We start from the raw sequence: 23,228 nt of genomic DNA, 5'->3' as shown, positions 1-23,228 counted from the left end.
ATCATGGACGGGTGCGGATGACACAGGTGGTCGGGTGGTTCGGGCTGGCCGGACACCTGGCCGTCGGGTTCTGGTACGCGGCGAGTGGCTTGGTGGTGCCGGGTTGGGCGCTCGCCGGGCTGCTGGTGGTCTGGGTGGTGCTCCTGGCGGTGGCGATCCGGCTGCTGCGTCGGCGGCCGGTGTTCGTGCCGTTGGTGCCGTTGGCGGCGGTGCTGATCTGGCTGGCGGTGGTCTCGGCCGGTGGCGCGTGGCTCGGTTGGACCGCCTGACGGGCCGGCCCGTGGGTGGGCCGGCCCGCAAGCGACGCGGTCAGTACGCGTAGGTGACCGAGATGGTGCTGTTGGGGCAGCTGTTCGCCCAGCTGGTCAGGGCGCTCTTCTCCGCGCTGTCGACGGTCAGCCGCCAGCGGATCTTCACGGCGACCCACTCGTTGATGTACCGGCAGCGGGCGGAGGCGTACGGAGGCATCCAGGTCGCCGGGTCCTGGTCGCCCTTGGCCTGGTTGACGTTGTCGGTGACGGCGGCCAGGGCGCGGGAGTCGCCGAGGTCGTTGGCGTACGTCTGGCGGCGGCTGGTGGTCCAGTTGCGGGCGCCGGAGTCCCAGGCCTCGGCGAGGGGGACCATGTGGTCGATGTCGAGGTCGCTGGTGAGGGTCCAGTATGCGTTGTCGTAGTAGGAGTACCAGCGGCCGCCGGACAGGGAGCAGCCTGAGCCCTTGGTGGGCTTGGTGGTGGCCTCGGCGATCAGGACCTCGTTGCGGGTGTTGCAGCCGTTGCCGTCGGCGTCGATCCAGTGGGGGAACAGGTCGCGGTTGTAGCCGGTGCGGACCTCGGTGGCGACCGGGAGGCTGGCCACCGCGGTGGTGAGCGGCGCCGAGTAGCTGGCCGCCCAGGCGGGCTGGGTGAGGCCGAGGGTGGCGGCCACGGTCGCGACGAGGCTGATGGCCGTCGCGCGCAGGGTGCGGTTCATGATGCTCCGTCCGGAGGGGAATGACTGCCTCTATATAGACACGCATGGAAGTAACGGTCTAGATCAATTTCCGTGAACGGCGGATGAGCGTCGGGCGTACCCTGCCCGCCGCGCCCATCGTGGAAGCCGCCGGGTCGACCGCGGCTCCAACCGCCCTCCACCGCCCGCGCGGAGGCTGGCCGGGGCGGCCGCCGTGTCCCGGTGTCGAACAGCCGGCCGAGGGTATGCGGACTTGAACGCTCGGACACCTGAACAGGCCGAAAGATGCGGGCGCCGGGAGGCCCTGGCGAGGATAAGGTGACGAGGGAAGGGGACGACGATGGCCGACGAAACGCCAGTCAAGGTTCGGCCGGCCACGCCCACGATCGTCGGCGTGCCAGCCGACTCTCCCGAGGAACCGCCGAGCAGCCTCGACCTGTGGGCCCAGGCCCAGGTGCTGCACCGCTGTTTCGGCGACGACGACGGAGAGCCACACATCATGCGCGGCCTCGACTGAGACCGGGCCGCACCCCAGGTCGGCGGATGACCGCCGACCTGGCGGCGCGTGATCCGCCGCCGGCCGGTCGGGTCGGACAGGTTCCCGGAGGGGTACGGCGACCTTCGGTCAGCCCAGCCGGGCGGCGCGGGCGTGCAGGTAGCGCTGCTGGGCCAGGTTCATCGAGCGGCGGGCCGCCGCCAGGTACGCCTGCCGCGCCGCGTCCGTCTCCCCGGCCAGTTCGAGCAGGTGCGCGCGGGCGGCGTACCGGCGGGGGTCCTCGGCGACCCGGCGATCGGCGTCGAGCGCGTCGAGCAGCGCCAGCCCGGCCCGGGGCCCGCGGGCCATGGCCACCGCGACCGCGTGGTTGAGCCGGACCACCGGGTTGTCGTGCAGGGCCAGCAGCATCTCGTACAGGGCGACGATCTGCGGCCAGTCGGTGGCCGCGACGCTGGGCGCCTCGTCGTGCAGGGCGGCGATCGCCGCCTGGAGTTGGTACGCCCCGACCGCGCCCCGGGGCAGCGCCGCGCCGACCAGGCGGATCCCCTCGGCGATCTGCTCACCGCGCCAGCGGCGCCGATCCTGCTCGGCCATTGGCACCAGCGTGCCGTCCGGTCCGGTGCGCGCCGGGGTACGCGCGTCGGTGAGCAACATCAACGCCAGCAGCCCGGTCGCCTCCGGGTCGTCGGTGAGGCGGTGCAGCAGCCGGGCCAGCCGGATCGCCTCGGCGCGCAGATCGGTGCGGTGCAGCTGCTCGCCGGCGGTGCTCGCGTACCCCTCGTTGAAGATCAGGTAGAGCACGTGCAGCACGGCGTCGAGCCGGGCGGCCCGCTCCTGCCCGGCGGGCAGGGCGAACGGCAGCCCGCTGTCCCGGATGCGCTGCTTGGCCCGGGTGATCCGCCGGGTCATGGTGGCCTCCGGCACCAGGAACGCCCGGGCCACCTCGGCGGTGCTGAGCCCGCCGACCGCCCGCAGGGTGAGTGCGATCTGCCCGGCCGGCGGCAGCGACGGGTGGCAGCACAGGAAGAGCAGGATCAGCGAGTCGTCGGCGTTGTCCGGCGGCCGGTCGGCGGGCGGTGCCAGCCACCGGTCGGCCGGGACCTGGCGGGCGACGCTGTCCTCGCGGCGGCGCCGGGCCTGTTCGGCGCGGAGCAGGTCGGTCAGCCGGCGGGACGCGACCGTGATCAGCCACGCCTTCGGGTCGTCGGGCAGGCCGGAGTCGGGCCAGCGGGTGGCGGCCGCGAGCAGCGCCTCCTGGGTGGCGTCCTCGGCGGTGTCGAAGTGCCCGTACCGGCGTACGAGCGCGCCGAGGACCTGCGGTGCCAGGGCGCGCAGCAGGTCCTCGACGCTGTCGTCGGCCACCGGTCAGCCCTGAAGGTCCTCGAAGCCGTCCACGATCGGGCGTACGTCGACGTACTCGCCCTCGCCGTCGGGGTTGACGAACCGGGCGGCGATCTCGGTGGCCCGGTCGAAGCTGGCGCATTCGACCAGGGTGTAGCCGGCGAGGACCTCCTGCGTCTCGGCGTACGGGCCGTCGGTGACCACGGGCGCACCGCCGCGCAGCCGGACCCGGCGGGCGTGCACCGGGGCGGTCAGCCCCTGCGCGTCGACCAGTTCCCCGGACTCGGCCAGCTCCTTGTGGATGCTCACCATGTGGGCGTGCATCGCCGCGATCTGCTCGGGGCTCATCGGCGGCCGGTCGCCCGGCCGCCCGGCCAGGGTGTCGTAGTCCTGCTGGCTGCCGTAGAGCATGATCAGGTACTTCACGGTATCTCCTCTCGGGAGGCGCCTCGCGGGCGCCGGTCACCCGGGACGTCGGAGCTGGGGCGCCGCCCCGGACACCAGCCTAGGGGCGGGTGAACCCGGCCGGCCGGATCAGCAGAGCCGCCGATTGGTTCGGCCCCGCACGGGGCAGCGTTGACGGGCGCGGCCGTCCTACCGTGGCGGTCATGATGGCGGTGTTGGTGACCCTGGGGGCGGTGGCGGCATTGGTGGCGGCGTTGTTCGCGTACGTCGGCTGGCGGGACCGCCGCCGCCGCAGCGCCGACGACGACCCGGCGGTGGTGCGGGCAGCGCGGGCGGACAGTCATCGGCGGGCGGCCGAGCGGGAGCACGCGCAGAGCGACGCGTGGAACCGGGGCGGCCACGGCTTCACCGGCTGAACGTGGTCCAGTTCGACCCGCAGCAGGCGTTGCTGGTGCACGCCGGGCTGAACGGTCGCCGGCGGGGGCGCGTAGCTCACGGGGTGGGCATCATCGGCGCGCGGTCGGGGTACTGCGCGTCCCGGGACTCAGCTGGGGAGGCGAGGGGTGGGGCAGCAGGCGGCAGGTCGACGTCGGGGACCGCTGGCCGCGCTTCTGGTGGCCGCGGTGCGCTCCGGGACGCTGACCCTGGACGAGGGTGACCTGGACGAGTTCCGGGATGGGCTGCTGGCGGTCGGTGACGATCCGGATCAGCCGTGGTTCGCCGAGGGCTCGCACGGCACCGCCGAGCAGCGCACCGACTCGTTCTTCCGCGGCTACGAGAACTCCCTCGACGCCTGCGGTCTCGGCTGAACGGGTTCGGCGGGGGGTACCCGGACTGTGCCGGGTTTGTCCGGGTCCGACGGGGGGTACCCAGCCGGAATGAGCGCCGTCCCCGTCGCGCACCGCACGGTCGACGTCAACGGCATCCGTACCTTCTACCGGGAAGCCGGGCCGGCGGACGGTCCCGTGGTGCTGCTCCCGCACGGCTACCCGTCGTCGTCCTTCCAGTTCCGCAACCTCATGCCGGCGCTCGGCGACCGGTGGCGTCTGCTCGCCCCCGACCTGCCGGGCTTCGGATACACCCGGGCCGATGCCGACGGCTTCCGTTTCACCTTCGACGCGTACGCCAGCTTCCTGCGCCGCTTCACCGAGGCGCTCGGCCTGCGGCGCTACGCGATCTACCTGCACGATTTCGGCTCACAGTTCGGGCTGCGGCTGGCCATCAGCGCGCCGGAACGGGTGGCCGCGCTGGTGATCCAGAACGGCGACATCTACGAGGACCAGCATGGGCCGAAGTACGCGCCGCTGAAGAAGATGTGGGCCGATCCCAGCCCGTCCGCCCTGGCCGAAGTGGCCGCGCACGTCTCCGAGCAGGGCTTTCGCGACGAGTTCATCGGCGAGGTGCCCGAGGAGATCGCCGAACGGATCAGTCCCGACCTGTGGACGCTGTCCTGGGCTCAGGTGGGCCGGCCGCCCGGGCCGGCGAACCTCGTACGCCTGCTCGCCGACCAGCGCACCACCGTGCAGTGGTTCCCGCGCCAGCAGGCGTATCTGCGGGAGCACCAGCCACCCACCCTCGTCGTCTGGGGGCCGCACGACGGATACATGCCGGCGGGCGCCGCGCGCGCCTACCTGCGGGACCTGCCGGACGCGGAACTGCACCTGCTCGACGGTGGGCACTGGCTGCTGGAGACGCACCTCGCCGAGGTGGTGTCCCTGATGCGTGACTTTCTCGGCCGCGTGCACCCGTAGCCGTTCGCGCTGACCCCGACCGGCCGGTGACTCCGGCGGCGTCATCCGGATCACCCCCGGCCGGCCCGGATCGCTGCTCCGGGCGCCCCGGCTGGCAGGATCGAGGCCAGCCGCCGTCCGACCCGAGGAGGCCCCCGCTGAGCAGCAAGCACCCCGCCGCCGTGCTCTTCGACATGGACGGCACCCTGGTCGACAGCGAGAAGCTGTGGGACGTCGCGTTGCAGGAACTCGCGGCCGTGTACGGGGGGACCCTCTCCGACACCGCCCGCAAGAGCATGGTCGGCACCAGCATGGCCGCGTCGATGCGGATCCTGCACGACGACCTCGGTCAGCCGGAGCGGGACCCGCAGGCCAGCGCCGAGTGGATCAACGCGCGGATCCTGGAGCTGTTCCGCAGCGGGCTGCAGTGGCGCCCGGGTGCGCTGGCGCTGCTGCGCGCGGTCCGCGCGGCGGGGATCCCCACCGCGCTGGTCACCTCCAGCGTCCGGCCGTTGGTCGAGGTGGCCATGGACACCCTCGGCCGGGACAGCTTCGACGCGGTGGTCTGCGGTGACGAGGTGGACTCGGTCAAGCCGCACCCGGAGCCGTACCTGACCGCCGCGCGGCTGCTCGGCGTGCCGATCGCGCGGTGCGTGGCGATCGAGGACTCCGCGACCGGGGTGGCCAGCGCGCTGGCCGCCGGGGCGGCCGTGCTGGCCGTGCCGGCGGAGGTGCCGCTGCCGCAGACCGACGGCGTACACCAGTTGGAGAGCCTGACCGGGGCGGACCTGGAGCTGCTCGCGGCGCTGCTCGGCGAACCGCCGGTCTGATCCGGACCCGGCGGAGGGCCCCCTGCCGGGCAGGGGGCCCTCCGGGGTGGGCTCACTCGTGGGCGATGGCGCCCAGCACGTTGATCCGGGCGGCCCGGATCGCCGGCAGGACCGCGGCGACCACCCCGATGATCGCGGCCAGGCCGAGCATGACCCCGATCTGCCCCCAGGGCAGGATCAGGTCGTTGATCCCCTCGTCCTTCAGCGCCCGGACCACGGCGGCGCCGAGGCCGCTGCCGACGACGACGCCCAGCAGCGCGCCGAACACCGAGATCACCACCGCCTCTACGGTGATCATGCGCATGGTCTGCGCTCGGCGTAGCCCGATCGCCCGCAGCAGCCCCAGCTCCCGGGTGCGTTCCAGCACGGACAGCGCCAGGGTGTTCACGATGCCGAGCACCGCGATCACGATGGCCAGCGCCAGCAGGATCTGGATCATCTGGAGCAGCCCGTCGAGCGAGCCGGTCTGCTGCTTGATGAACGCGTCCCGGTCGGCCACCGACACCTCGGGGGAGTCCGCGAGCAGCCGTTCCACCTGCGGCTGGACGTCGGCCACCCGGGTGCCCGGGGCGAGTTGCAGGTAGCCCTGGATCGGCTGCGGGATGGCGAAGTCGCGGGCCGCCTGCGGCGGCAGCACCACCGGGTTGGTGAACTGTGAGCTCTGGTAGATGCCGCTGACCGTGTAGCTGCGGGCCTCGCCGCGGGACAGCTGCACGTTCACGGTCGAGCCGACCGAGACGCCGCGGGACTTGGCGGTGTCGGAGCTGAACAGCATCTGGTCCGGGCCCAGCCGGCTGATGTCACCGGCGGTGGGCTTCGCCCCGAAGATGCGCTCCAGCGCGGCCACGTTGCTGGACGCGGCCACCCAGGTCCGTTGGCCGTTGACCATGGCCATGTCGCCGTACTCGCCGTCGACCAGCTGCACGCCGGGCAGCGCGGCCGCCTTGTCCAGCACCGCCGGGTCGAAGCTCGGCGGTCGTGGGCCGCTCTGCGATCCGGCGATCACCAGCTCGGCCTTGATGGTGTCCTTCGCCAGGGCGCTGATGCTGCCCTTCGCCGAGTCGAGGATCACCGTGACCCCGGTGACCAGGGCGATGCCGACCATCAGCGCGGCGGCCGTGATCGCCGTACGGCGGGGGTTGCGCCCGGAGTTGAGCCGCCCCAGCTTCCCCGGCACCGACCAGGCGAAGATCGCGCCCAGCAGGGAGACCACCGGGCGGCTGATCAACGGGGTCAGCAGCGCCACGCCGATGAAGGCGAAGAGCACGCCGCCCAGGATGGTGGCCAGGGTGTTGCCGCCGGCGTTGCCGCTGAGCCCGAGGAAGAGCAGCGCGGCGCCGACCGCGGTGACCAGCGCGCCGGCCACCGTGATCCGGGTCAGCGGCCGGTCGGGGGTGGCCACGTCCTGCATCGCCGCGATCGGCGGGATCCGGGACGCGCGCAGCGCCGGCAGCAGCGCCGCCACCACGGTGATCACCAGGCCGACGGCGAACGCGCCGATCACCGCCGCCGCCGGCACGCCGATTCCGGCCAGGGTGAGCCCGCCGGCCAGGTTGCCGAACGCCCACGCCAGCAGCGCGCCGATGCCGATGCCGGCGGCCAGGCCGAACACCGAGGCGATCAGGCCCACCGCGATGGCCTCCAGCACCACCGAGCCGATGATCTGCCGGCGGCTCGCCCCGACGGCCCGCATCAGGGCCAGCTCCCGGGTCCGCTGCGCGACGATGATCGAGAAGGTGTTGAGGATCAGGAACGTGCCGACCAGCAGCGCCACCGCCGCGAAGCCGAGCAGGATCCGGTTGAAGAAGGACAGCGCCTCCTTGAAGCCCTGCGCGGCCTCGGTGGACAGCTGCTCGCCGGTCTTGACCACGTATCCGTCACCCACGGCGGCGGCCACCGCGTCGCGCAGCGACTCGTCGGTGACCCCGCCGGCGGCCTTGACCGTCACGCTGTTGAAGGTGTTCGGCTCGCCCAGCATCAGCCGCTGTGCCGTCGGGGTGGTGAACATGATCTCGTTGCTGCCGCCGATCGAGTCGCGGCCGCCGCTGTAACCGAAGATCCCGACGATGGTGAAGTCCTGCTTCGGCTCGAGGGGGGTGAGCACCCCGACCCGGTCGCCGAGCTTCACCTTGCCCGCGGTCGCCAGGCCCTGGTTGATGACGATCTCGTCGTCGGCGCGCGGCTCGTGCCCCTCGCGCAGTCGCAGCTGCTCGGACTCGCCGGTCCAGTTCTCGCCCAGCTGCGGCGGGCCGAACGAGGCGACCGCCTTGCCGTTGCTGCCGATCAGGCGGGCCCCGTCGGCGGCGACCACGCCGGTGGCCGTGGCCACCCCGGGCACCGCGCGGACCTTGTCCACCGTCGCCGCCGGCACCGGCGCCGCCGTCTGCTCGCCCTCCATCTCCGACACCGCGATCTTCGGCTTGGCGGCGACGTTGACGTCCACCCCCTCGTACGCGTCGGCGAAGATCGCGTCGAAGGTGCGGCCGAGGGTGTCGGTCAGCACGAACGCGCCGGAGACGAACATCACCCCCAGCACGACCGCCAGGCCGGAGAGGAACAGCCGCAGCTTCCGGGCCAGCAGGCTCTTCAGTGTGGCCCGGATCATCAGCCGTTCACCTCGGCCGGGGTGTCGAGCTTCTTCATCGTGTCCAGCACGGTGTCGGCGGTCGGCTCGATCAACTCCGAGACGATCTGCCCGTCGGCGAGGAACACCACCCGGTCGGCGTACGCGGCGGCGGTCGGGTCGTGGGTCACCATCACGATGGTCTGGCCGTGCTCGCGGACCGAGTTGCGCAGGAAGTTCAGCACCTCGGCGCCCGAGCGGGAGTCCAGGTTGCCGGTCGGCTCGTCGGCGAAGATCACCTCGGGGCGGGCGACCAGCGCCCGGGCGCACGCCACCCGCTGCTGCTGGCCGCCGGAAAGCTGCGCCGGCCGGTGCCCGAGCCGGTCCCGCAGGCCGACCGTGTCGATCACCGTCTGGTACCAGGCCGGGTCCGGCTTGCGGCCGGCGATCGACAACGGCAGCAGGATGTTCTCCTGCGCGGTGAGCGTGGGCAGCAGGTTGAACTGCTGGAAGATGAAGCCCACCTTGTCGCGGCGCAGCTTCGTCAGCCCGGCGTCGTTGAGGCCGGTCACCGTCGTGTCGCCGATCGCGACCGTGCCCCTGGTCACCGAGTCCAGGCCGGCCAGGCAGTGCATCAGCGTCGACTTGCCGGAGCCGGACGGGCCCATGATCGCGGTGAACCGGCCCCGCTCGAACTCGGCGCTCACCCCCCGCAGCGCGATGACCTGCGCCTCGCCGCTGCCGTACACCTTCCACACGTCGCTGGCCCGGGCCGCGGCCTGCGCCTGCCGGCCTACCATCGCGGTCACGTCATCTACCTCTTCCGTCTGCCTGCCGATCCGCACCGCCCCCGCTGGTCAGTGCGGCAGTTCCATCCTCGGTGCCGCCGGTGGCGGATCCGTCCGACTCCGGGGGGAGCCGGCGCCGGAAATCTCGCTGAGGGTCGCCCCCGAGACCGGCTCAGGGTCACCCCTGATCCGACGGCGCCGACGATAGGACCTGACGCCACGTCACGCTCAACCCTGCCGGCCGGACGATGGTCACGGTAGGTGACGGTCGCCACCCGGTCGGAACACTCAGCCGCCCGGGCGCACCAGCCCCGTCTCGTACGCCAGCACCACCGCCTGCACCCGGTCCCGCAGCCCCAGTTTGGTCAGCACGTGCCCGACGTGGGTCTTGATGGTGGTTTCGCTGACCGACAAGGCCCGGGCGATCTCCGCGTTGGACAGCCCGCGGGCCATCTGCACCAGCACCTCCCGCTCGCGCTCGGTCAGCGAGTTGAGGGCCTTCGGCGGGGCGGCCGCCGGGTCGGGCAGCGCGTCGGCGAAGCGGTCCAGCAGCCGCCGCAGGATCCGGGGGGCCACCACCGCCTCCCCGGCGGCCACCGTCCGGATCGCGGTGACCAGATCCTCCGCCGGTACGTCCTTGGCCAGGAAGCCGCTCGCCCCGGCCCGCAACGCGCCGACCACGTACTCGTCCAGGTCGAAGGTGGTGAGGATGAGCACGCGCACCGGCAGCCGGGCGTCCACGATCGCCCGGGTCGCCGCCACCCCGTCCATCCGCGGCATCCGGATGTCCATCAGCACCACGTCGGGCAGCAGCCGGCGGGACAGCTCCACCGCCTCCAGCCCGTCGCCGGCCTCGGCCACGATGTCCAGGTCGTCCTCGGTGCCGAGCACCATCCGGAAGCCGGTACGCAGCAGCGGCTGGTCGTCGGCGAGCAGGATCCGCACCGGTCGTGGCTGCGCCGTGCTGTCGGTCATCCGTCATCCCTCGTCGTGCCGGCCGGGCCGGGAACGGTCATGCCGGTACCGCCCCGGCGGACTCGAGCGGGATCCGCGCGTACACCCGGAAGCCGCCGCCCGGTCGCGGACCGGTCCGCAGGATCCCACCGTAGAGGGCGACCCGTTCCCGCATGCCGACCAGCCCGTGCCCGATCCGGTCGGCCGCTGGCGCCGGGCCCCGGCCGGTGTCGGTGACCTCCACCGCCAGGACGCCGTCGGCGACGGTGAGCTGGACCAGCGCGGTGGCCCGGCCGGCATGCTTGAGCGCGTTGGTCAGGGCCTCCTGCACGATCCGGTAGACGGTCAGCGCCACGCCCTCCTCCATCGGCCCCGGCGTGCCGTCGATCCGCAGCGTCACCGGCAGGCCCGCCTCCCGGACCTGCTCGACGAGGGCCTCGATGCCGGTCAGGCCCGGCTGCGGGGTCAGGTCGGCGGTCGGTTCGGCGTCGGTGCGCAGCACGTCCAGCAGCCGGCGCAGCTCGCGCAGGGTGGCCCGCCCGGTCTCCTCGACCGTGGCCATCGCCTCGTCCGCGGCGTCCGGGTCCCGGCGCAGCACCCGGCGCGCTCCGGTGGCCAGCACCCCCATCACGCTGACCTGGTGGGCGACCACGTCGTGCAGCTCCCGGGCGATCCGGCGCCGCTCGTCGGCGACGGCCTGCTCGGCGAGGGACCGCTGGTTCGCCTCGGCGATCCGGGCCCGTTCGCGCAGCATCCGGGTGGACTGCCGGCGCGCCTGCACCGCCCGGCCCACCGCGTACGCCACCGACGCGGTGAGCAGGTTGTTGAGGACCAGGTACGCCGGGCCCATGTCGAGCACGCCCTTCAGCGGCGCGGCGAGGTTGGCCAGCACCACCGGCACCCACAGCAGCAGCGCGGCCAGGGTGGCCGGGCGCGGCCGCTGGTGCGCGGCCATCGTGTAGGTGAGCACGACGAAGGTCAGGCTCTGGGTGGCCGGCGCCTGCCGCAGCAGCACCGGCACGGCCAGGGTGGCCACCGCCGCGGCCACCGCCGGCCATGGCGCGACCCGGCGCAGCGCCACCGGGACCGCACCCACCGCGTTCCAGCCCAGCGCCGTCCACAGCTGCGCGGGCCGCAGCTCGGGCGGCGCCAGCAGCAGCAACACCGTGGAGAGCAGCACCAGGGCGACCGCCGTGCCGGCGTCGACGGCCAGCGGTCGACGGCGGGCCCAGGCCCGCACCCGGTTGGTCATGCCACGACGCTAGCCGCCGCCCGGCGCGCCCCCTCGTCGCCGATGCCGAACCCTGCCTCCTCCGTGAGAAGGAGGGTCACTCGTCCGCTCCGGGGGCGACCGGCCGGGACCGGGCGTCGGTCAGCGGGTCACCCGCGCCGGCGGCCGGGAACGGCGGCGGGGTCCCGCCGAAGCTGGGGCACAGCGCCTGGTGGCTGCACCAGTCGCAGAGCCGACTCGGCCGGGGGCGGAAATCCTGCCGCGCGGTGGCCTGCTCGATCGCCTGCCAGAGCGCCACCACCGTGCGCTCGAACCGGAGCAGCTCCTCCGCGTCCGGGGTGTAGTCGCACACCTCGGCGTCTCTGAGGTAGAGCAGCCGCAGCACGCGCGGCACCACGCCGCGGGTCCGCCACAGCACCAGGGCGTAGAACTTGAGCTGGAACAGCGCCCGCGCCTCGAACGCCTCCCGCGGTGCCCCGCCGGTCTTGTAGTCGACCACCCGCAACGCGCCGTCGGGAGCCACGTCGAGCCGGTCCAGGTAGCCGCGGATCAGCAGCTCATCGTCGACCACCGCGGAGATCAACGCCTCCCGCTCGGCCGGCTCCAGCCGGCGCGGGTCCTCCACCGCGAAGTAGCCCTGCAGCAGCGCCGCGGCCGAACGGAGGAATTCCGCCGCCCCCGCCGTGTCGTCCGCGGCGAACAGCGTCGCCAGCTCCGGCTGCTCGGTGACCAGCCGGTCCCACTGCGGGGCGACCAGGTCACCGGCCGATTGCGGGGTACGCGCCGCCGCCGGCAGGTCGAACAGCCGCTCCAGCACCGCGTGCACCAGCGTGCCCCGGGCCTGCTCGACGGTGGGACGCTCGGGCAGCCGGTCGATGCTGCGGAACCGGTAGAGCAGCGGGCAGGTCTTGAAATCCGCCGCCCGCGACGGCGACAGCGACGCCCGCACCGTGGATGGCGCCCCCGCCGGGGAGTCGTGCGTGTCGATCACCGGTTCCGCCGTCATGCCCGGAAGGTTAGGGCACCGGTGTGACAGGGCCGACGTCGCCGCACCGGGGCATGATCGGCGCCGCGTAGCATCGACCCGGTGGAGCACAGGTCCCGACCACCGCGCCGGCCCGGGCTGACCATCGGTCGGGTGTTCGGGGTGCCGCTGCGCGTGGACGCCTCGATGCTCCTGCTCACCCTGGTCGTCACCGTCCTGTACGCCAGCCTGGCCCGCCGGCAGCTCGAGGTGGGTCACCTCGGCGGCTGGCTGGTCGGCCTGGGCTTCGTGGTCTCCCTGCTCGGTTCGGTGCTGCTGCACGAGCTCGGGCACGCCCTGACCGCCCGCCGGTACGGCATCGGTGTGCGCGGGATCACCCTGGAACTGCTCGGCGGGTACACCGAGATGGACCGGGACGCCCCCAGCCCCCGGGTCGACCTGCTGGTCTCCCTCGCCGGCCCGGCCGTGTCCGCGGTGCTCGGCGCCGCCGCCGTGGCGGCCACCCTCGCGCTGCCCGCCGGCACCATCGCCCACCAGCTCGCCTTCCAGTTGGCGGTCAGCAACGTGATCGTCGCGGTGTTCAACAGCCTGCCCGGGCTGCCGCTGGACGGCGGGCGGGCGCTGCGCGCCGCCGTCTGGGCACTCACCCAGGACCGGCACCGCGGCACCGAGGTGGCCGGCTGGGTCGGCCGGGCCGTGGCCGTCGCCACCCTGGCTGTGGTCGTCCTGCTCACCCTGCGCCGGGCGATCGCGCCGCTGGCCCTGCCGCTGATGCTGCTGGTCGCCGTCACCCTGTGGCGCGGCGCCGGGCAGTCCATCCGGATGGCCCGGATCAGCCGGCGCCTGCCGCTGGTCGACCTGTCCCGGCTGGCCCGCCCGGTGCTGCCCGTGCCCCGCGGCACCCCCCTGGCGGAGGCGCAGCGCCGCCGCGCCGAGGGACCGGTTCCCGACGCGGCACTCACCGTCGTCGACTCCGCCGGCCGGCCGGTCGCCCTGGTCGACCCGGCCCGGGCCGCCGCCGTACCGCCGGAACGGCAGCCCTGGCTGGCGGTGGACGCGGTCTCCCGCGACCTGGACTCCCTGCCCGCCCTGCCGGTGGGCGCGGACGGCGAACGCGTGATGGAGATTGTGCGCACCCACCCGGGCGCACAGTACGTGGTGACGGCAGGCGAAGATGTCGTCGGCGTTCTGCACATCGCGGATCTGGCTCAGCTCCTGGAACCCAAACGGAAGACGAACACGTGACCGCACATTCCTCCGCCGTCCCGGCCGACCCCGCCGCCGCGGCGCTGCCTCCCGTGCACCGGGGGCCGTTCCGGCCCGGTGACCGGGTGCAGCTGACCGACCCGAAGGGCCGGATGCACACCGTGACGCTGGAGCCCGGCAAGGAATTCCACACCCACCGGGGGATCCTCAAGCACGACACGCTGATCGGTCTGCCCGACGGCAGTGTGGTCACCACCGCGGGCGGCGGCACCGCGTTCCTGGCCCTGCGGCCGCTGCTGTCGGACTACGTGCTGTCCATGCCGCGCGGCGCCCAGGTGATCTACCCGAAGGACGCGGCGCAGATCGTCATGATGGGCGACATCTTCCCCGGTGCGAAGGTCCTCGAGGCCGGCGCCGGCTCCGGCGCGCTGTCCTGCTCGCTGCTGCGCGCGGTCGGTACCGAGGGCGAGCTGCACTCGTTCGAGCTGCGGGAGGATTTCGCCAAGATCGCCGAGCGGAACGTCGAGGCGTTCTTCAACGGCCCGCACCCGGCCTGGCGGCTGCACGTCGGCGACGTCGCCGAGTGCCCGGAGACCGGCTTCGACCGGATCATCCTGGACATGCTCACCCCGTGGGAGATGCTCGACATGGTCGAGCGGGCGCTCGTCCCCGGCGGCGTCCTCATCGGGTACGTGGCCACCACCCCGCAGCTGTCCGAGCTGGTCGAGGCGCTGCGCGAGCGTGGCGGCTGGACCGAGCCGCGCGCCTGGGAGTCCCTGGTCCGGGATTGGCACGCCGAAGGGCTGGCCGTGCGTCCCGACCACCGCATGATCGCGCACACCGCGTTCCTGGTCTCCGCGCGCAAGCTCGCCCCCGGGGTCACCGCCCCGCCGCGGCGCCGCAAGCCCAGCAAGGGCACCGAGGCGTACGTCCAGCGCCGGCAGGCCCTGCGCGAGGCGGAGGCGGCCCGGCAGGCGGCGGCCGGGCCGGAGCAGGAGTCGGGCGAGGCGTGACCCCCCGGCGGCACGGACGGGCATGAGCGAGCGGATCATGTGTCCCGGCGGGGACGACACCGAACGGGCGGAGACGGTGGCATGAGCGAGCGAACGGCGTGCGGCGGACGCCGGGCCCGCCTGGGCGGGCGGGACCGGCGGCGGCGCGGCAGCGGGACGAGCGAGCGGATCGTCGGGCTCGGCGCGGCCGACTCTCTCGTCGCCAGCCGGCGGGAGGCGGCGGCATGAGCAGCCCCGGCTACGGCAACGGCGACCTGCCCGCCGTTTTTCCCGACTGGTCGCCCTACGCCGATCTGGAGTCGGCCACGCGGGCGTACCTGCGCGATCCCGACATCGCCCTGGAGGCCCTCGGCGGGGTGCTGCGCGGCGCCTCCGTGCTCGGCTTCACCCTGGAACGCTTCGTCAACGAGGTCAACGGGGTGTGGCAGGAGGTGGTCGTCTGTGACGGCAGCCGCCTGGTCCTCTGGCACGGCGAGGACGTGCCGCCCGGCGAGGGGCCGCCCGGGTCGATGACCTCCTCGCTGCGGGTGGTGCCGGTCTCCACGATCACCGAGGTGGGCTGCCGGCGGCGGCTCACCCGCACCGACAGCGGCGCGATCCGGGTCGACAGCATCGACGTCTACCTGCTGCTCAGCTCCCTGGATGAGGCGCCGCCCGGCGACGAGATCACCGGCGCGCCCCGGCACGACGCGCTACGGTTCGGCAAGACCCTCGACGACGGCGGCGCCGGGCAGATCGCCCGGCTGGAGGAGTTCGCCCGGATGGTCGCCTCGGTGGTCGGCCGCCCCCTGCTGTAGAGACGGCGGCGGGCCGGGGACGTCCCCGGCCCGCACCGCCTCGAACGTCGGGGGTCAGTCCTCGGCGTCCGGCCCGGCCACCTCGACACCGTCGCCGGCGCGCACCACGTGAATGCACTCGCCCGGGCACTCCTTCGCCGAGTCGATCACCTCGAGGCGCAGGTGCTCCGGCACGTCCACCCGGGCCCCCGCGGCCAGCTGTAGCTGGCCGTCGGAGCCCTTGACGTACGCCAGGCCGTCCAGGTCGAACTCGAAGACCTCGGGCGCGTACTGCACGCACAGCCCGTCGCCCGTGCAGAGATCCTGGTCCACCCAGACCTGAAGCTGGTCCGTCGCGACCTCTGCCACCGGTGCACCCCCCATGTTCTCCCGTCCCACGGCCCGACGGTACCCGAACGGCCGTACCCGCCCGGCGACCAGCCCTTGGCGATCAAGCTTCGGTGACGGGCGCGTTGCGGAGGACCGAATCGGGCTCACAGCGGCTAGTGTTAGCTCAGAACGTTCGAGCCCCCCGGGGAGGTGGGACGTGGCACGCAGCGACGACGCGGACTCGCGCGCCGCACGGTGGGAGAAGGAGGCCCACGATCTCTCCACGCAGGTCGCGTTCCTGCAAGAGGAACTCGCCCTGGTGCGGCGCAAGTTGACCGAAAGCCCCCGACACGTCCGGCAGCTCGAGGAGCGGCTGGCGGCCACCCAGGCCCAGTTGGCGCGGCTGACCGAGAACAACGAGCGGCTCGTGAGCACCCTCAAGGAGGCTCGCGCGCAGATCGTGACGCTCAAGGAGGAGATCGACCGCCTCGCACAGCCCCCGAGTGGCTACGGCGTCTTCCTGGCCAAGCACGACGACGGCACGGTGGACGTCTTCACCGGCGGGCGCAAACTTCGGGTTGCCGTCTCGCCCTCGCTGGACGTCGACGAACTGCGTCGCGGCCAGGAGGTCCTGCTCAACGACGCGCTCAACATCGTGGACGCGTTCGGCTACGAGCGGGTCGGCGAGGTGGTGATGCTCAAGGAGGTGCTCGCCGGACCCGATGGCGCTCCCGGTGACCGGGCGCTGGTGGTCTCCCACTCCGACGAGGAGCGGATCGTGCACCTCGCGGAGACCCTGATCGGCACCTCGATAAGGGCCGGCGACTCGCTGATGATCGAGCCCCGCTCGGCGTACGCCTATGAGCGGATCCCGAAGAGCGAGGTCGAGGAGCTCGTCCTGGAGGAGGTGCCCGATGTCGGCTACGAGGACATCGGTGGCCTTCAGGCGCAGATCGAGCAGATCCGCGACGCGGTGGAACTGCCGTTCCTGCACTCCGACCTGTTCCGCGAGCACCAGCTCCGGCCGCCGAAGGGCATCCTGCTCTACGGCCCGCCCGGCTGCGGCAAGACCCTGATCGCCAAGGCGGTGGCCAACTCGCTGGCCAAGAAGATCGCCGAGCGGCGCGGCGAGGAGAAGCACACCAGCTTCTTCCTCAACATCAAGGGTCCCGAACTGCTCAACAAGTACGTCGGCGAGACCGAGCGGCACATCCGGTTGATCTTCCAGCGGGCGCGGGAGAAGGCCGGCGAGGGCACCCCGGTGATCGTGTTCTTCGACGAGATGGACTCCGTGTTCCGCACCCGCGGCTCCGGCGTCTCCTCCGACGTGGAGAACACCATCGTCCCGCAGCTGCTCAGCGAGATCGACGGTGTGGAGGGCCTGGAGAACGTCATCGTCATCGGCGCCTCCAACCGGGAAGACATGATCGACCCGGCGATCCTGCGTCCCGGCCGGCTCGACGTGAAGATCAAGATCGAGCGGCCGGACGCCGAGGCGGCCAAGGACATCTTCTCCAAGTACATCCTGGCGGGTCTGCCGCTGCACGCGGACGACCTGGCCGAGCACGGTGGCGACCCGCAGGCCACCGTCGCCGCGATGATCGACGCGGTGGTGCTGCGGATGTACTCGGAGACCGAGGAGAACCGGTTCCTCGAGGTCACCTACGCCAACGGCGACAAGGAAGTCCTCTACTTCAAGGACTTCAACTCCGGCGCGATGATCCAGAACATCGTCGACCGGGGCAAGAAGATGGCCATCAAGGAGTTCCTCACCTCCGGGCGCAAGGGGCTGCGGCTGCAGCACCTGCTCGACGCCTGCGTCGACGAGTTCCGCGAGAACGAGGACCTGCCCAACACCACCAACCCGGACGACTGGGCGCGCATCTCCGGCAAGAAGGGCGAGCGGATCGTCTACATCCGCACGCTCGTCTCCGGCGGCAAGGGCGCCGAGGCCGGCAGGTCGATAGAGACCGCCAGCAACACCGGCCAGTACCTGTAGTCCGACGCACGACCGGAGGCCCGTGGCGCCCGCGCCGCGGGCCTCCGCGCGTCCGCGTCCGGCCCCGCCGTGAGCGAGCGCAGCGAGCGAACTGCTCAGCGCCGTGATGCCGCACGCGGCGCCGACCGCAGCGAGGCGGTGGCGCGAGCCGCCACACCGTACGCCCCCGGGCCGCCACGCCCCCATCCCGCGTGACGACGACTACGCTCGACGTGACGGGGGGACCGGGACGGCGAGCGGAGCGGGCAGGTCGATGAGCGTAAGACGGATCATGGGCACCGAGGTCGAGTACGGCATCTCCGTGCCCGGCCAGGCCGGGGCCAACCCGATGGTGACCTCCTCGCAGGTGGTCAACGCCTACGGGGCGCGCCCGGAACTCAACCGGGGTGGCCGGGCCCGCTGGGACTACGAGGAGGAGTCGCCGCTGCGCGACGCCCGCGGCTTCACCTACTCCGGCGCCGCGTACGACCCGGCGGAGGCGCTCGCCGACGAGGACCTGGGGCTAGCCAACGTCATACTCACCAACGGGGCCCGGCTGTACGTCGACCACGCCCACCCGGAGTACTCCACCCCCGAGGTGACCAACCCCCTGGACCTGGTCCGCTGGGACAAGGCGGGGGAGCGGGTGATGGCCGAGGCGGCCCGGCGGGCCGCCACCATCCCGGGCACCCACCCGATCCACCTCTACAAGAACAACACCGACAACAAGGGCGCCAGCTACGGCGCCCACGAGAACTACCTGATGCGGCGGCAGACCCCGTTCGCCGACATCGTGGCGTACCTGACGCCGTTCTTCGTCACCCGTCAGGTGGTCTGCGGCGCCGGCCGGGTCGGCATCGGCCAGGACGGCGGCCAGAGCGGCTTCCAGATCTCCCAACGGGCAGACTTCTTCGAGGTCGAGGTGGGGCTGGAGACCACCCTCAAACGGCCGATCATCAACACCCGCGACGAGCCGCACGCGGACGCCGACAAGTACCGCCGGCTCCACGTCATCATCGGCGACGCCAACCTGTCGGAGATCTCCACGTACCTCAAGGTCGGCACCACCGCGCTGATCCTCACCATGATCGAGGAGAAGGCGCTCGGCCCCGACCTCGGCATCGCCGACCCGGTCAGTGAGCTGCGCGCGGTCAGCCACGACCCGTCGCTCAAGCACCTCATGCGGATGCGCGATGGCCGCAGGCTGACCGCGCTGGACGTCCAGTGGGCGTACCTGGAGCGGGTTCGGTCCTTCGTGGACGACCGGTACGGCACCGACGTCGACGAGCAGACGGCGGACGTGCTCGACCGCTGGGAGAGCGTGCTCGACCGGCTCGGCCGCGACGCCTTCCTCTGCGCCGACGAGCTGGACTGGGTGGCCAAGCTGCGGCTGCTGGAGGGCTACCGGGAGCGGGAGAAGCTCGGCTGGGGCGCGCACAAGCTCCAGCTGGTCGACCTCCAGTACTCCGACGTCCGTCCCGAGAAGGGGCTCTACCACCGGCTGGTGACCCGCGGCGCGATGCGGACGCTGCTCAGCGACGAGCAGAGCCGCACCGCGATGACGGAACCGCCGGAGGACACCCGGGCCTACTTCCGCGGCCGCTGCCTGGCCCAGTACGCCTCCGAGGTGGTCGCCGCGAGCTGGGACTCGGTCATCTTCGACGTGGGCCGGGAGTCGCTGGTCCGGGTGCCGATGATGGAACCCGAGCGGGGCACCCGCAAGCACGTCGGGCAGCTGTTCGACCGGTGCGAGAGTGCCAAGGACCTGCTGGAGACGCTGACCGGCGGCTGAGCCGGATGCCGGAAAGCCCGTCCCGCGCTGGAACCCGGCGCGCGACGGGCTTTTCGTCGTCTGCGCGAGGTAAGTTGATCGCAGGGATCGTGGAGGAGGCAACGATGGCGACCCAAGAAGGCGGCCAGACCCAGTCCGGCAAGTCGCACGAGGAGGTCGAGGAGGTCACCGCGCAGGCCAACCCCGAGGTTGCTGAGCGGCACGCCGAGATCACCGAGGACGTCGACGACCTGCTCGACGAGATCGACTCCGTCCTGGAGGAGAACGCAGAAGAGTTCGTGAGGGGATATGTCCAGAAAGGGGGTGAATGAGAAGAGTGTTCGATTTGCCCAGCGAATCGGACAAGAAGTGCCCGCAGTGTGAGCGGCTATTGCCCATCACGGAGTTCCATCGCAACCGGCGGCGGGCGGACGGGCTCGCCTACTACTGCAAGATCTGCGCGGCGGCCCGCTCTGAGGCGAGCCGCCGCAAACGCGGAATCGGGCCGCAGAAGAAGGCCTCGACGCCGGTTCCTGCTGGTTTGAAGTGGTGCCCGGACTGCGATCAGATCAAGCCGCTTGAGGACTTTCCGCGTACCAAGAAGGCCAGCGGACGGCACAGCTACTGCAAGCCCTGCCACAACCGACGGGACAGGGAGACGGCCCAACGGCTGTACGGCGGCACGCGCGAGTACCACCTGCGGCGGCGGTACGGGATTGGGGAGAAGGAGTTTCAGGAGCTCCTGGCCGAGCAGGGTGGAGTCTGCGCGGTCTGCGCCGCACCCGATCCGGAACATGTGGACCACGATCATCGCACCGGGTGGGTGCGCGGGATACTCTGCTTCAACTGTAATGGTGGTCTTGGCCAGTTCCGTGACAGTCCCGTGCGGCTGGCCAGGGCGATCACGTACCTGAGAGGAACCACGTGGCAGCGGGTTTTGATCCATCCGGGCGTCTACCAGATGTGTTCACCAACGCGGGGACGTCCTCCTTCACAGCGTTCCTGAGCAAGGTGGCCCCCGAGATGCTGCCCGGCCGGCGGCCGCTGCCGCCCGGCATGGCCGCCGACATGGCGCCGCACGCGACGACCATCGTGGCCATCTCGGCCGCCGGTGGCGTGGTGATGGCCGGCGACCGGCGCGCCACGATGGGCAACCTGATCGCTCAGCGGGACATCGAGAAGGTGCACCCGGCCGACGCGTACTCGCTGGTCGGCATCGCGGGCACCGCGGGCATCGGCATCGAGCTGATGCGACTGTTCCAGGTGGAACTCGAGCACTACGAGAAGATCGAGGGCGCCATGCTCTCGCTCGACGGCAAGGCCAATCGGCTGGCCGCGATGATCCGGGGCAACCTGGGCGCGGCGATGCAGGGCCTCGCGGTGATCCCGCTGTTCGCCGGGTTCGACCTGGCGGCCAGCGACCCGGCCCGGGCCGGCCGGATCTTCAGTTTCGACGTGACCGGCGGCCCGTACGAGGAGACCGGCTACGACGCGATCGGGTCCGGCTCGCTGTTCGCCAAGTCGGCGTTGAAGAAGCGGTTCCGGGCGGGCCTGTCGATCGACGACGCGGTGCGGCTCGCTGTCGAGGCGCTCTACGACGCGGCCGACGACGACACCGCGACCGGTGGCCCGGATCTGACCCGCCGGATCTACCCGGTGGTGATGACCGCGACGGCGGAGGGCACGCATCGGCTCACCGAGGCCGAGACGGCGGCGATCGCGGAGAGCGTCGTGGCCGGCCGGATGGAGAACCCGGGCGGCTGACCCCGCTCCCACCTCACCCGTCAGCAGTCCGCAGCACAGCGCCCGAAGGAGAACCGCCGCCGTGGCCATGCAGTTCTACGCCTCGCCCGAGCAGATCATGCGCGACCGTTCCGAGTTGGCCCGCAAGGGCATCGCCCGGGGCCGGAGCGCGGTGGTCCTGAGCTACGAGGGCGGGGTCCTCTTCGTCGCGGAGAACCTGTCCAGCACCCTGCACAAGGTCAGCGAGATCTACGACCGGATCGGTTTCGCGGCGGTGGGCCGCTACAACGAGTTCGAGAACCTGCGCCGGGCCGGGGTGCGGATGGCCGATCTAAACGGCCTGAGCTACGACCGGCGGGACGTTACCGGCCTGGCGCTGGCCAACGCGTACGCGCAGACGCTGGGTGCCATCTTCACCGAGCAGTCGAAGCCGTTCGAGGTGGAGGTGTGCGTGGCGGAGGTGGGTGCCACGCCGGACGACGATTCGCTCTACCGGGTGACGTACGACGGTTCGGTCAACGACGAGCCGGGCCGGATGGCGATGGGTGGCCAGGCCGAGGCGATCACCGGGGTGCTGAAGAACGAGCACCGGCCGGAGATGTCGCTGTCCGAGGCGATCCAGGCCGCGGTGAAGGCGCTCGGCAGCGTTGGCGGGGAGGGCGGGGCGGCCCGTACCATCGCCGCGAACCAGATGGAGGTGGCGGTGCTGGACCGCCGCCGGGTGGGGCGGACGTTCCGGCGGGTCACCGGGGCGGCGTTGACCGCGCTGCTGGAGGGGGACGCGAGCGCGGACACCGCGCCGGCGCCGGGGCGGGCGCAGACCCCGACGTCGCCCACGGAGGAGGCGAAGAAGCCGACCACGTCGGCTGGTTCGGCGGACCTGGAGGGCCAGCAGGGCGAGCAGTCGGGGGACTGACGGTCGGGCCCGGCGCGCGCCCGGTGCGGCGCGGCTCGCCTGGGTGACGCCGCCCGTGGCGGGCCGGGCCGGCAGACGTCGCGCGGCGAGGCGGCGGCGGATCCCGGTGGACGTGCCGGACCTGGTCGTCGCTGCCCGGCGGATCAGCGGTGCGGCTTGAGCGGCTGCCACCAGGCGCGGTTGGTCCGGTACCAGCCGACCGTCTCGGCGAGCCCGCCGTCCAGGTCGACGGTGGGCACCCAGCCGAGTTCGCGGCGGGTGATGGTGCAGTCCAGCGAGTAGCGGCGGTCGTGGCCCCGGCGGTCGGCGACCGGCCGGACGCGGTCCCAACCGGCGCCGCAGGCGGCGAGGAGGCGGCCGGTGAGGTCCCGGTTGGTCAGTTCGGTGCCGCTGCCGAGGTGGTAGACGCCGCCGGCCCGGCCGTTGAGCTGGGCCAGCGCGATGCCGTGGCAGTGGTCGTCGACGTGCAGCCAGTCGCGGACGTTGCCGCCGTCGCCGTACAGCGGCACGTCGTGCCCGTCGAGCAGGTTGGTGGCGAACAGCGGCACGATCTTCTCGGGGTACTGGTACGGGCCGTAGGTGTTGGCGCCGCGGGTGATGACGACGTCGAGGCCGTGGGTGCGATGGTAGGCGAGGGCGAGCAGGTCGGCGCCGGCCTTGCTGGCCGAGTAGGGGGAGCTGGGCCGCAGCGGCGTCTGCTCGGTCCACGAGCCGGTGTCGATGGACCCGTACACCTCGTCGGTGGAGACCTGCACGAACCGGCCGACCCCGTGGCGCAGGGCGGCGTCGAGCAGGATCTGGGTGCCGACCACGTTGGTGGTGACGAACGGGGCGGCGTCGGTGATGGAGCGGTCGACGTGGGATTCGGCGGCGAGGTGCACGACGACGTCGTGACCGGGGACGGTGGCGTCGACGAGGGCGGCGTCGCGGATGTCGCCGCGGACGACCCGCAGCCGGGGGTCGGCGCGTACCGGGTCGAGGGCGGCGGCGGTGGCGGCGTAGGTCCAGGCGTCGAGCACGGTGAGGGCGTCCACCGGCAGGTCCGGCTCGGCGCCGGTGAGCAGCCGCCGGACGTACGCCGATCCGATGAAGCCGGCGCCGCCGGTGACGAGGATTCTCACGGCTGGGACCGTACCCGGCGGTGGGATGCGCGGATGCGGGGAATGCCAGGCTCGGTGCGGATGAGACCACTGGGTTGAGCGCTGCCCAATTGGGGCCCCGGGC

25 protein-coding genes and 1 pseudogene are annotated in these 23,228 nt (G+C 72.4%); 16 read left to right on the top strand and 10 right to left on the bottom strand.

The features are described from left to right. Positions 1–11 precede the first annotated feature (11 nt). Positions 12–269: a hypothetical protein gene (locus ACGF4F_RS13820; protein ID WP_393077496.1), complete on the top strand. Its 258-nt coding sequence runs from the start codon at positions 12–14 to the stop codon at positions 267–269. Between the two features lie 40 nt (positions 270–309). On the opposite strand, the gene ACGF4F_RS13815 is transcribed toward ACGF4F_RS13820, so the two are convergent. Beyond that, positions 310–969, bottom strand: coding sequence for an HNH endonuclease family protein (locus ACGF4F_RS13815; protein WP_393077493.1), 660 nt, complete (start codon positions 967–969; stop codon positions 310–312). Positions 970–1,288: 319 nt separating this feature from the next. Here ACGF4F_RS13815 and ACGF4F_RS13810 point away from each other — a divergent pair, with 319 nt between their 5' ends. After that, positions 1,289–1,465 carry a hypothetical protein gene (locus ACGF4F_RS13810; RefSeq protein WP_357442442.1) on the top strand — a complete coding sequence of 59 codons (177 nt, stop codon included), beginning with the start codon at positions 1,289–1,291 and terminating at the stop codon, positions 1,463–1,465. 108 nt (positions 1,466–1,573) lie between these two features. Here ACGF4F_RS13810 and ACGF4F_RS13805 read toward each other — a convergent pair whose 3' ends face one another. Both ACGF4F_RS13805 and ACGF4F_RS13800 read right to left on the bottom strand, forming a co-directional pair. Further along, positions 1,574–2,806 (bottom strand): RNA polymerase sigma factor, encoded by a 1,233-nt coding sequence (locus ACGF4F_RS13805; RefSeq protein WP_393077490.1) that lies wholly within the window; start codon positions 2,804–2,806, stop codon positions 1,574–1,576. Positions 2,807–2,809: 3 nt separating this feature from the next. Further along, on the bottom strand, positions 2,810–3,211 hold the full coding sequence (locus ACGF4F_RS13800; RefSeq protein WP_357442446.1) for a YciI family protein: 402 nt from the start codon (positions 3,209–3,211) through the stop codon (positions 2,810–2,812). Positions 3,212–3,393: 182 nt separating this feature from the next. Here ACGF4F_RS13800 and ACGF4F_RS13795 point away from each other — a divergent pair, with 182 nt between their 5' ends. The 4 genes and pseudogenes from ACGF4F_RS13795 to ACGF4F_RS13780 all read left to right on the top strand — a co-directional run bounded on the left by ACGF4F_RS13795 (position 3,394) and on the right by ACGF4F_RS13780 (position 5,750). Beyond that, positions 3,394–3,606 (top strand): hypothetical protein, encoded by a 213-nt coding sequence (locus ACGF4F_RS13795; protein WP_393077487.1) that lies wholly within the window; start codon positions 3,394–3,396, stop codon positions 3,604–3,606. Between the two features lie 189 nt (positions 3,607–3,795). Then, a pseudogene (locus ACGF4F_RS13790) lies at positions 3,796–3,999 on the top strand (hypothetical protein); the annotation flags it as partial. Between the two features lie 69 nt (positions 4,000–4,068). After that, complete coding sequence (locus ACGF4F_RS13785; RefSeq protein ID WP_393077484.1) at positions 4,069–4,941, top strand: alpha/beta fold hydrolase; 873 nt, start codon at positions 4,069–4,071, stop codon at positions 4,939–4,941. Between the two features lie 161 nt (positions 4,942–5,102). Beyond that, on the top strand, positions 5,103–5,750 hold the full coding sequence (locus ACGF4F_RS13780; protein ID WP_357442561.1) for an HAD family phosphatase: 648 nt from the start codon (positions 5,103–5,105) through the stop codon (positions 5,748–5,750). 52 nt (positions 5,751–5,802) lie between these two features. Here the strand turns inward: ACGF4F_RS13780 and ACGF4F_RS13775 are convergent, their stop codons facing one another. From ACGF4F_RS13775 to ACGF4F_RS13755, 5 genes are all read right to left on the bottom strand, one after another. Further along, on the bottom strand, positions 5,803–8,355 hold the full coding sequence (locus tag ACGF4F_RS13775) for an FtsX-like permease family protein (RefSeq protein ID WP_357442454.1): 2,553 nt from the start codon (positions 8,353–8,355) through the stop codon (positions 5,803–5,805). Then, positions 8,355–9,122, bottom strand: coding sequence for an ABC transporter ATP-binding protein (locus ACGF4F_RS13770; protein ID WP_357442457.1), 768 nt, complete (start codon positions 9,120–9,122; stop codon positions 8,355–8,357). The genes ACGF4F_RS13775 and ACGF4F_RS13770 overlap by 1 nt, the downstream gene beginning before the upstream one ends. 267 nt (positions 9,123–9,389) lie before the next feature. Next, entirely contained in the window at positions 9,390–10,076 is a 687-nt protein-coding gene (locus ACGF4F_RS13765) for a response regulator transcription factor (RefSeq protein ID WP_357442459.1), read from the bottom strand. Positions 10,077–10,113: 37 nt separating this feature from the next. Then, positions 10,114–11,307, bottom strand: a complete 1,194-nt coding sequence (locus ACGF4F_RS13760; RefSeq protein ID WP_357442460.1) for a sensor histidine kinase — start codon at positions 11,305–11,307, stop codon at positions 10,114–10,116. A 76-nt stretch (positions 11,308–11,383) separates the two neighbouring features. Further along, positions 11,384–12,292, bottom strand: a complete 909-nt coding sequence (locus ACGF4F_RS13755; RefSeq protein WP_357442462.1) for a PD-(D/E)XK nuclease family protein — start codon at positions 12,290–12,292, stop codon at positions 11,384–11,386. Positions 12,293–12,364: 72 nt separating this feature from the next. Here ACGF4F_RS13755 and ACGF4F_RS13750 point away from each other — a divergent pair, with 72 nt between their 5' ends. The 4 genes from ACGF4F_RS13750 (at position 12,365) to ACGF4F_RS13735 (ending at position 15,287) form a co-directional block, all read left to right on the top strand. Then, the gene (locus ACGF4F_RS13750; protein WP_393077669.1) at positions 12,365–13,516 is read left to right on the top strand and encodes a M50 family metallopeptidase; all 1,152 of its coding nucleotides are present in this window, start codon (positions 12,365–12,367) and stop codon (positions 13,514–13,516) included. Further along, positions 13,513–14,490, top strand: a complete 978-nt coding sequence (locus ACGF4F_RS13745; protein WP_393077478.1) for a tRNA (adenine-N1)-methyltransferase — start codon at positions 13,513–13,515, stop codon at positions 14,488–14,490. Before ACGF4F_RS13750 ends, ACGF4F_RS13745 begins: the two co-directional genes overlap by 4 nt. Before the next feature lie 81 nt (positions 14,491–14,571). After that, the gene (locus tag ACGF4F_RS13740; RefSeq protein WP_393077475.1) at positions 14,572–14,718 is read left to right on the top strand and encodes a hypothetical protein; all 147 of its coding nucleotides are present in this window, start codon (positions 14,572–14,574) and stop codon (positions 14,716–14,718) included. Then, positions 14,715–15,287, top strand: a complete 573-nt coding sequence (locus ACGF4F_RS13735) for a hypothetical protein (RefSeq protein ID WP_357442466.1) — start codon at positions 14,715–14,717, stop codon at positions 15,285–15,287. Before ACGF4F_RS13740 ends, ACGF4F_RS13735 begins: the two co-directional genes overlap by 4 nt. Before the next feature lie 54 nt (positions 15,288–15,341). On the opposite strand, the gene ACGF4F_RS13730 is transcribed toward ACGF4F_RS13735, so the two are convergent. Next, positions 15,342–15,635, bottom strand: coding sequence for a ferredoxin (locus tag ACGF4F_RS13730; protein ID WP_357442468.1), 294 nt, complete (start codon positions 15,633–15,635; stop codon positions 15,342–15,344). A 178-nt stretch (positions 15,636–15,813) separates the two neighbouring features. On the opposite strand from ACGF4F_RS13730, the gene arc reads away from it, so the two are divergent. The 6 genes from arc to prcA all read left to right on the top strand — a co-directional run bounded on the left by arc (position 15,814) and on the right by prcA (position 22,004). Continuing rightward, the gene (gene arc / locus ACGF4F_RS13725) at positions 15,814–17,595 is read left to right on the top strand and encodes a proteasome ATPase (protein WP_073836755.1); all 1,782 of its coding nucleotides are present in this window, start codon (positions 15,814–15,816) and stop codon (positions 17,593–17,595) included. 253 nt (positions 17,596–17,848) lie between these two features. Next, positions 17,849–19,366, top strand: coding sequence for a depupylase/deamidase Dop (dop, locus tag ACGF4F_RS13720; protein WP_073836756.1), 1,518 nt, complete (start codon positions 17,849–17,851; stop codon positions 19,364–19,366). A 104-nt stretch (positions 19,367–19,470) separates the two neighbouring features. Continuing rightward, positions 19,471–19,677, top strand: a complete 207-nt coding sequence (locus ACGF4F_RS13715) for a ubiquitin-like protein Pup (RefSeq protein WP_046562769.1) — start codon at positions 19,471–19,473, stop codon at positions 19,675–19,677. Next, entirely contained in the window at positions 19,674–20,351 is a 678-nt protein-coding gene (locus ACGF4F_RS13710; RefSeq protein WP_393077469.1) for an endonuclease VII domain-containing protein, read from the top strand. Before ACGF4F_RS13715 ends, ACGF4F_RS13710 begins: the two co-directional genes overlap by 4 nt. After that, complete coding sequence (gene prcB, locus ACGF4F_RS13705) at positions 20,270–21,109, top strand: proteasome subunit beta (RefSeq protein ID WP_357442473.1); 840 nt, start codon at positions 20,270–20,272, stop codon at positions 21,107–21,109. The genes ACGF4F_RS13710 and prcB overlap by 82 nt, the downstream gene beginning before the upstream one ends. A 61-nt stretch (positions 21,110–21,170) precedes the next feature. Next, positions 21,171–22,004 (top strand): proteasome subunit alpha, encoded by an 834-nt coding sequence (gene prcA, locus ACGF4F_RS13700; RefSeq protein ID WP_393077466.1) that lies wholly within the window; start codon positions 21,171–21,173, stop codon positions 22,002–22,004. Positions 22,005–22,147: 143 nt separating this feature from the next. On the opposite strand, the gene rfbB is transcribed toward prcA, so the two are convergent. Next, on the bottom strand, positions 22,148–23,125 hold the full coding sequence (gene rfbB / locus ACGF4F_RS13695) for a dTDP-glucose 4,6-dehydratase (protein WP_393077463.1): 978 nt from the start codon (positions 23,123–23,125) through the stop codon (positions 22,148–22,150). Positions 23,126–23,228: the final 103 nt, after the last annotated feature.

Origin of the sequence: Micromonospora sp. NPDC047740, assembly GCF_043204735.1 — a bacterium.
Classification (GTDB): domain Bacteria; phylum Actinomycetota; class Actinomycetes; order Mycobacteriales; family Micromonosporaceae; genus Micromonospora.
The sequence above is the reverse complement of the archived record's forward strand: the minus strand, read 5'-3'. Positions and strand labels throughout refer to the sequence as shown.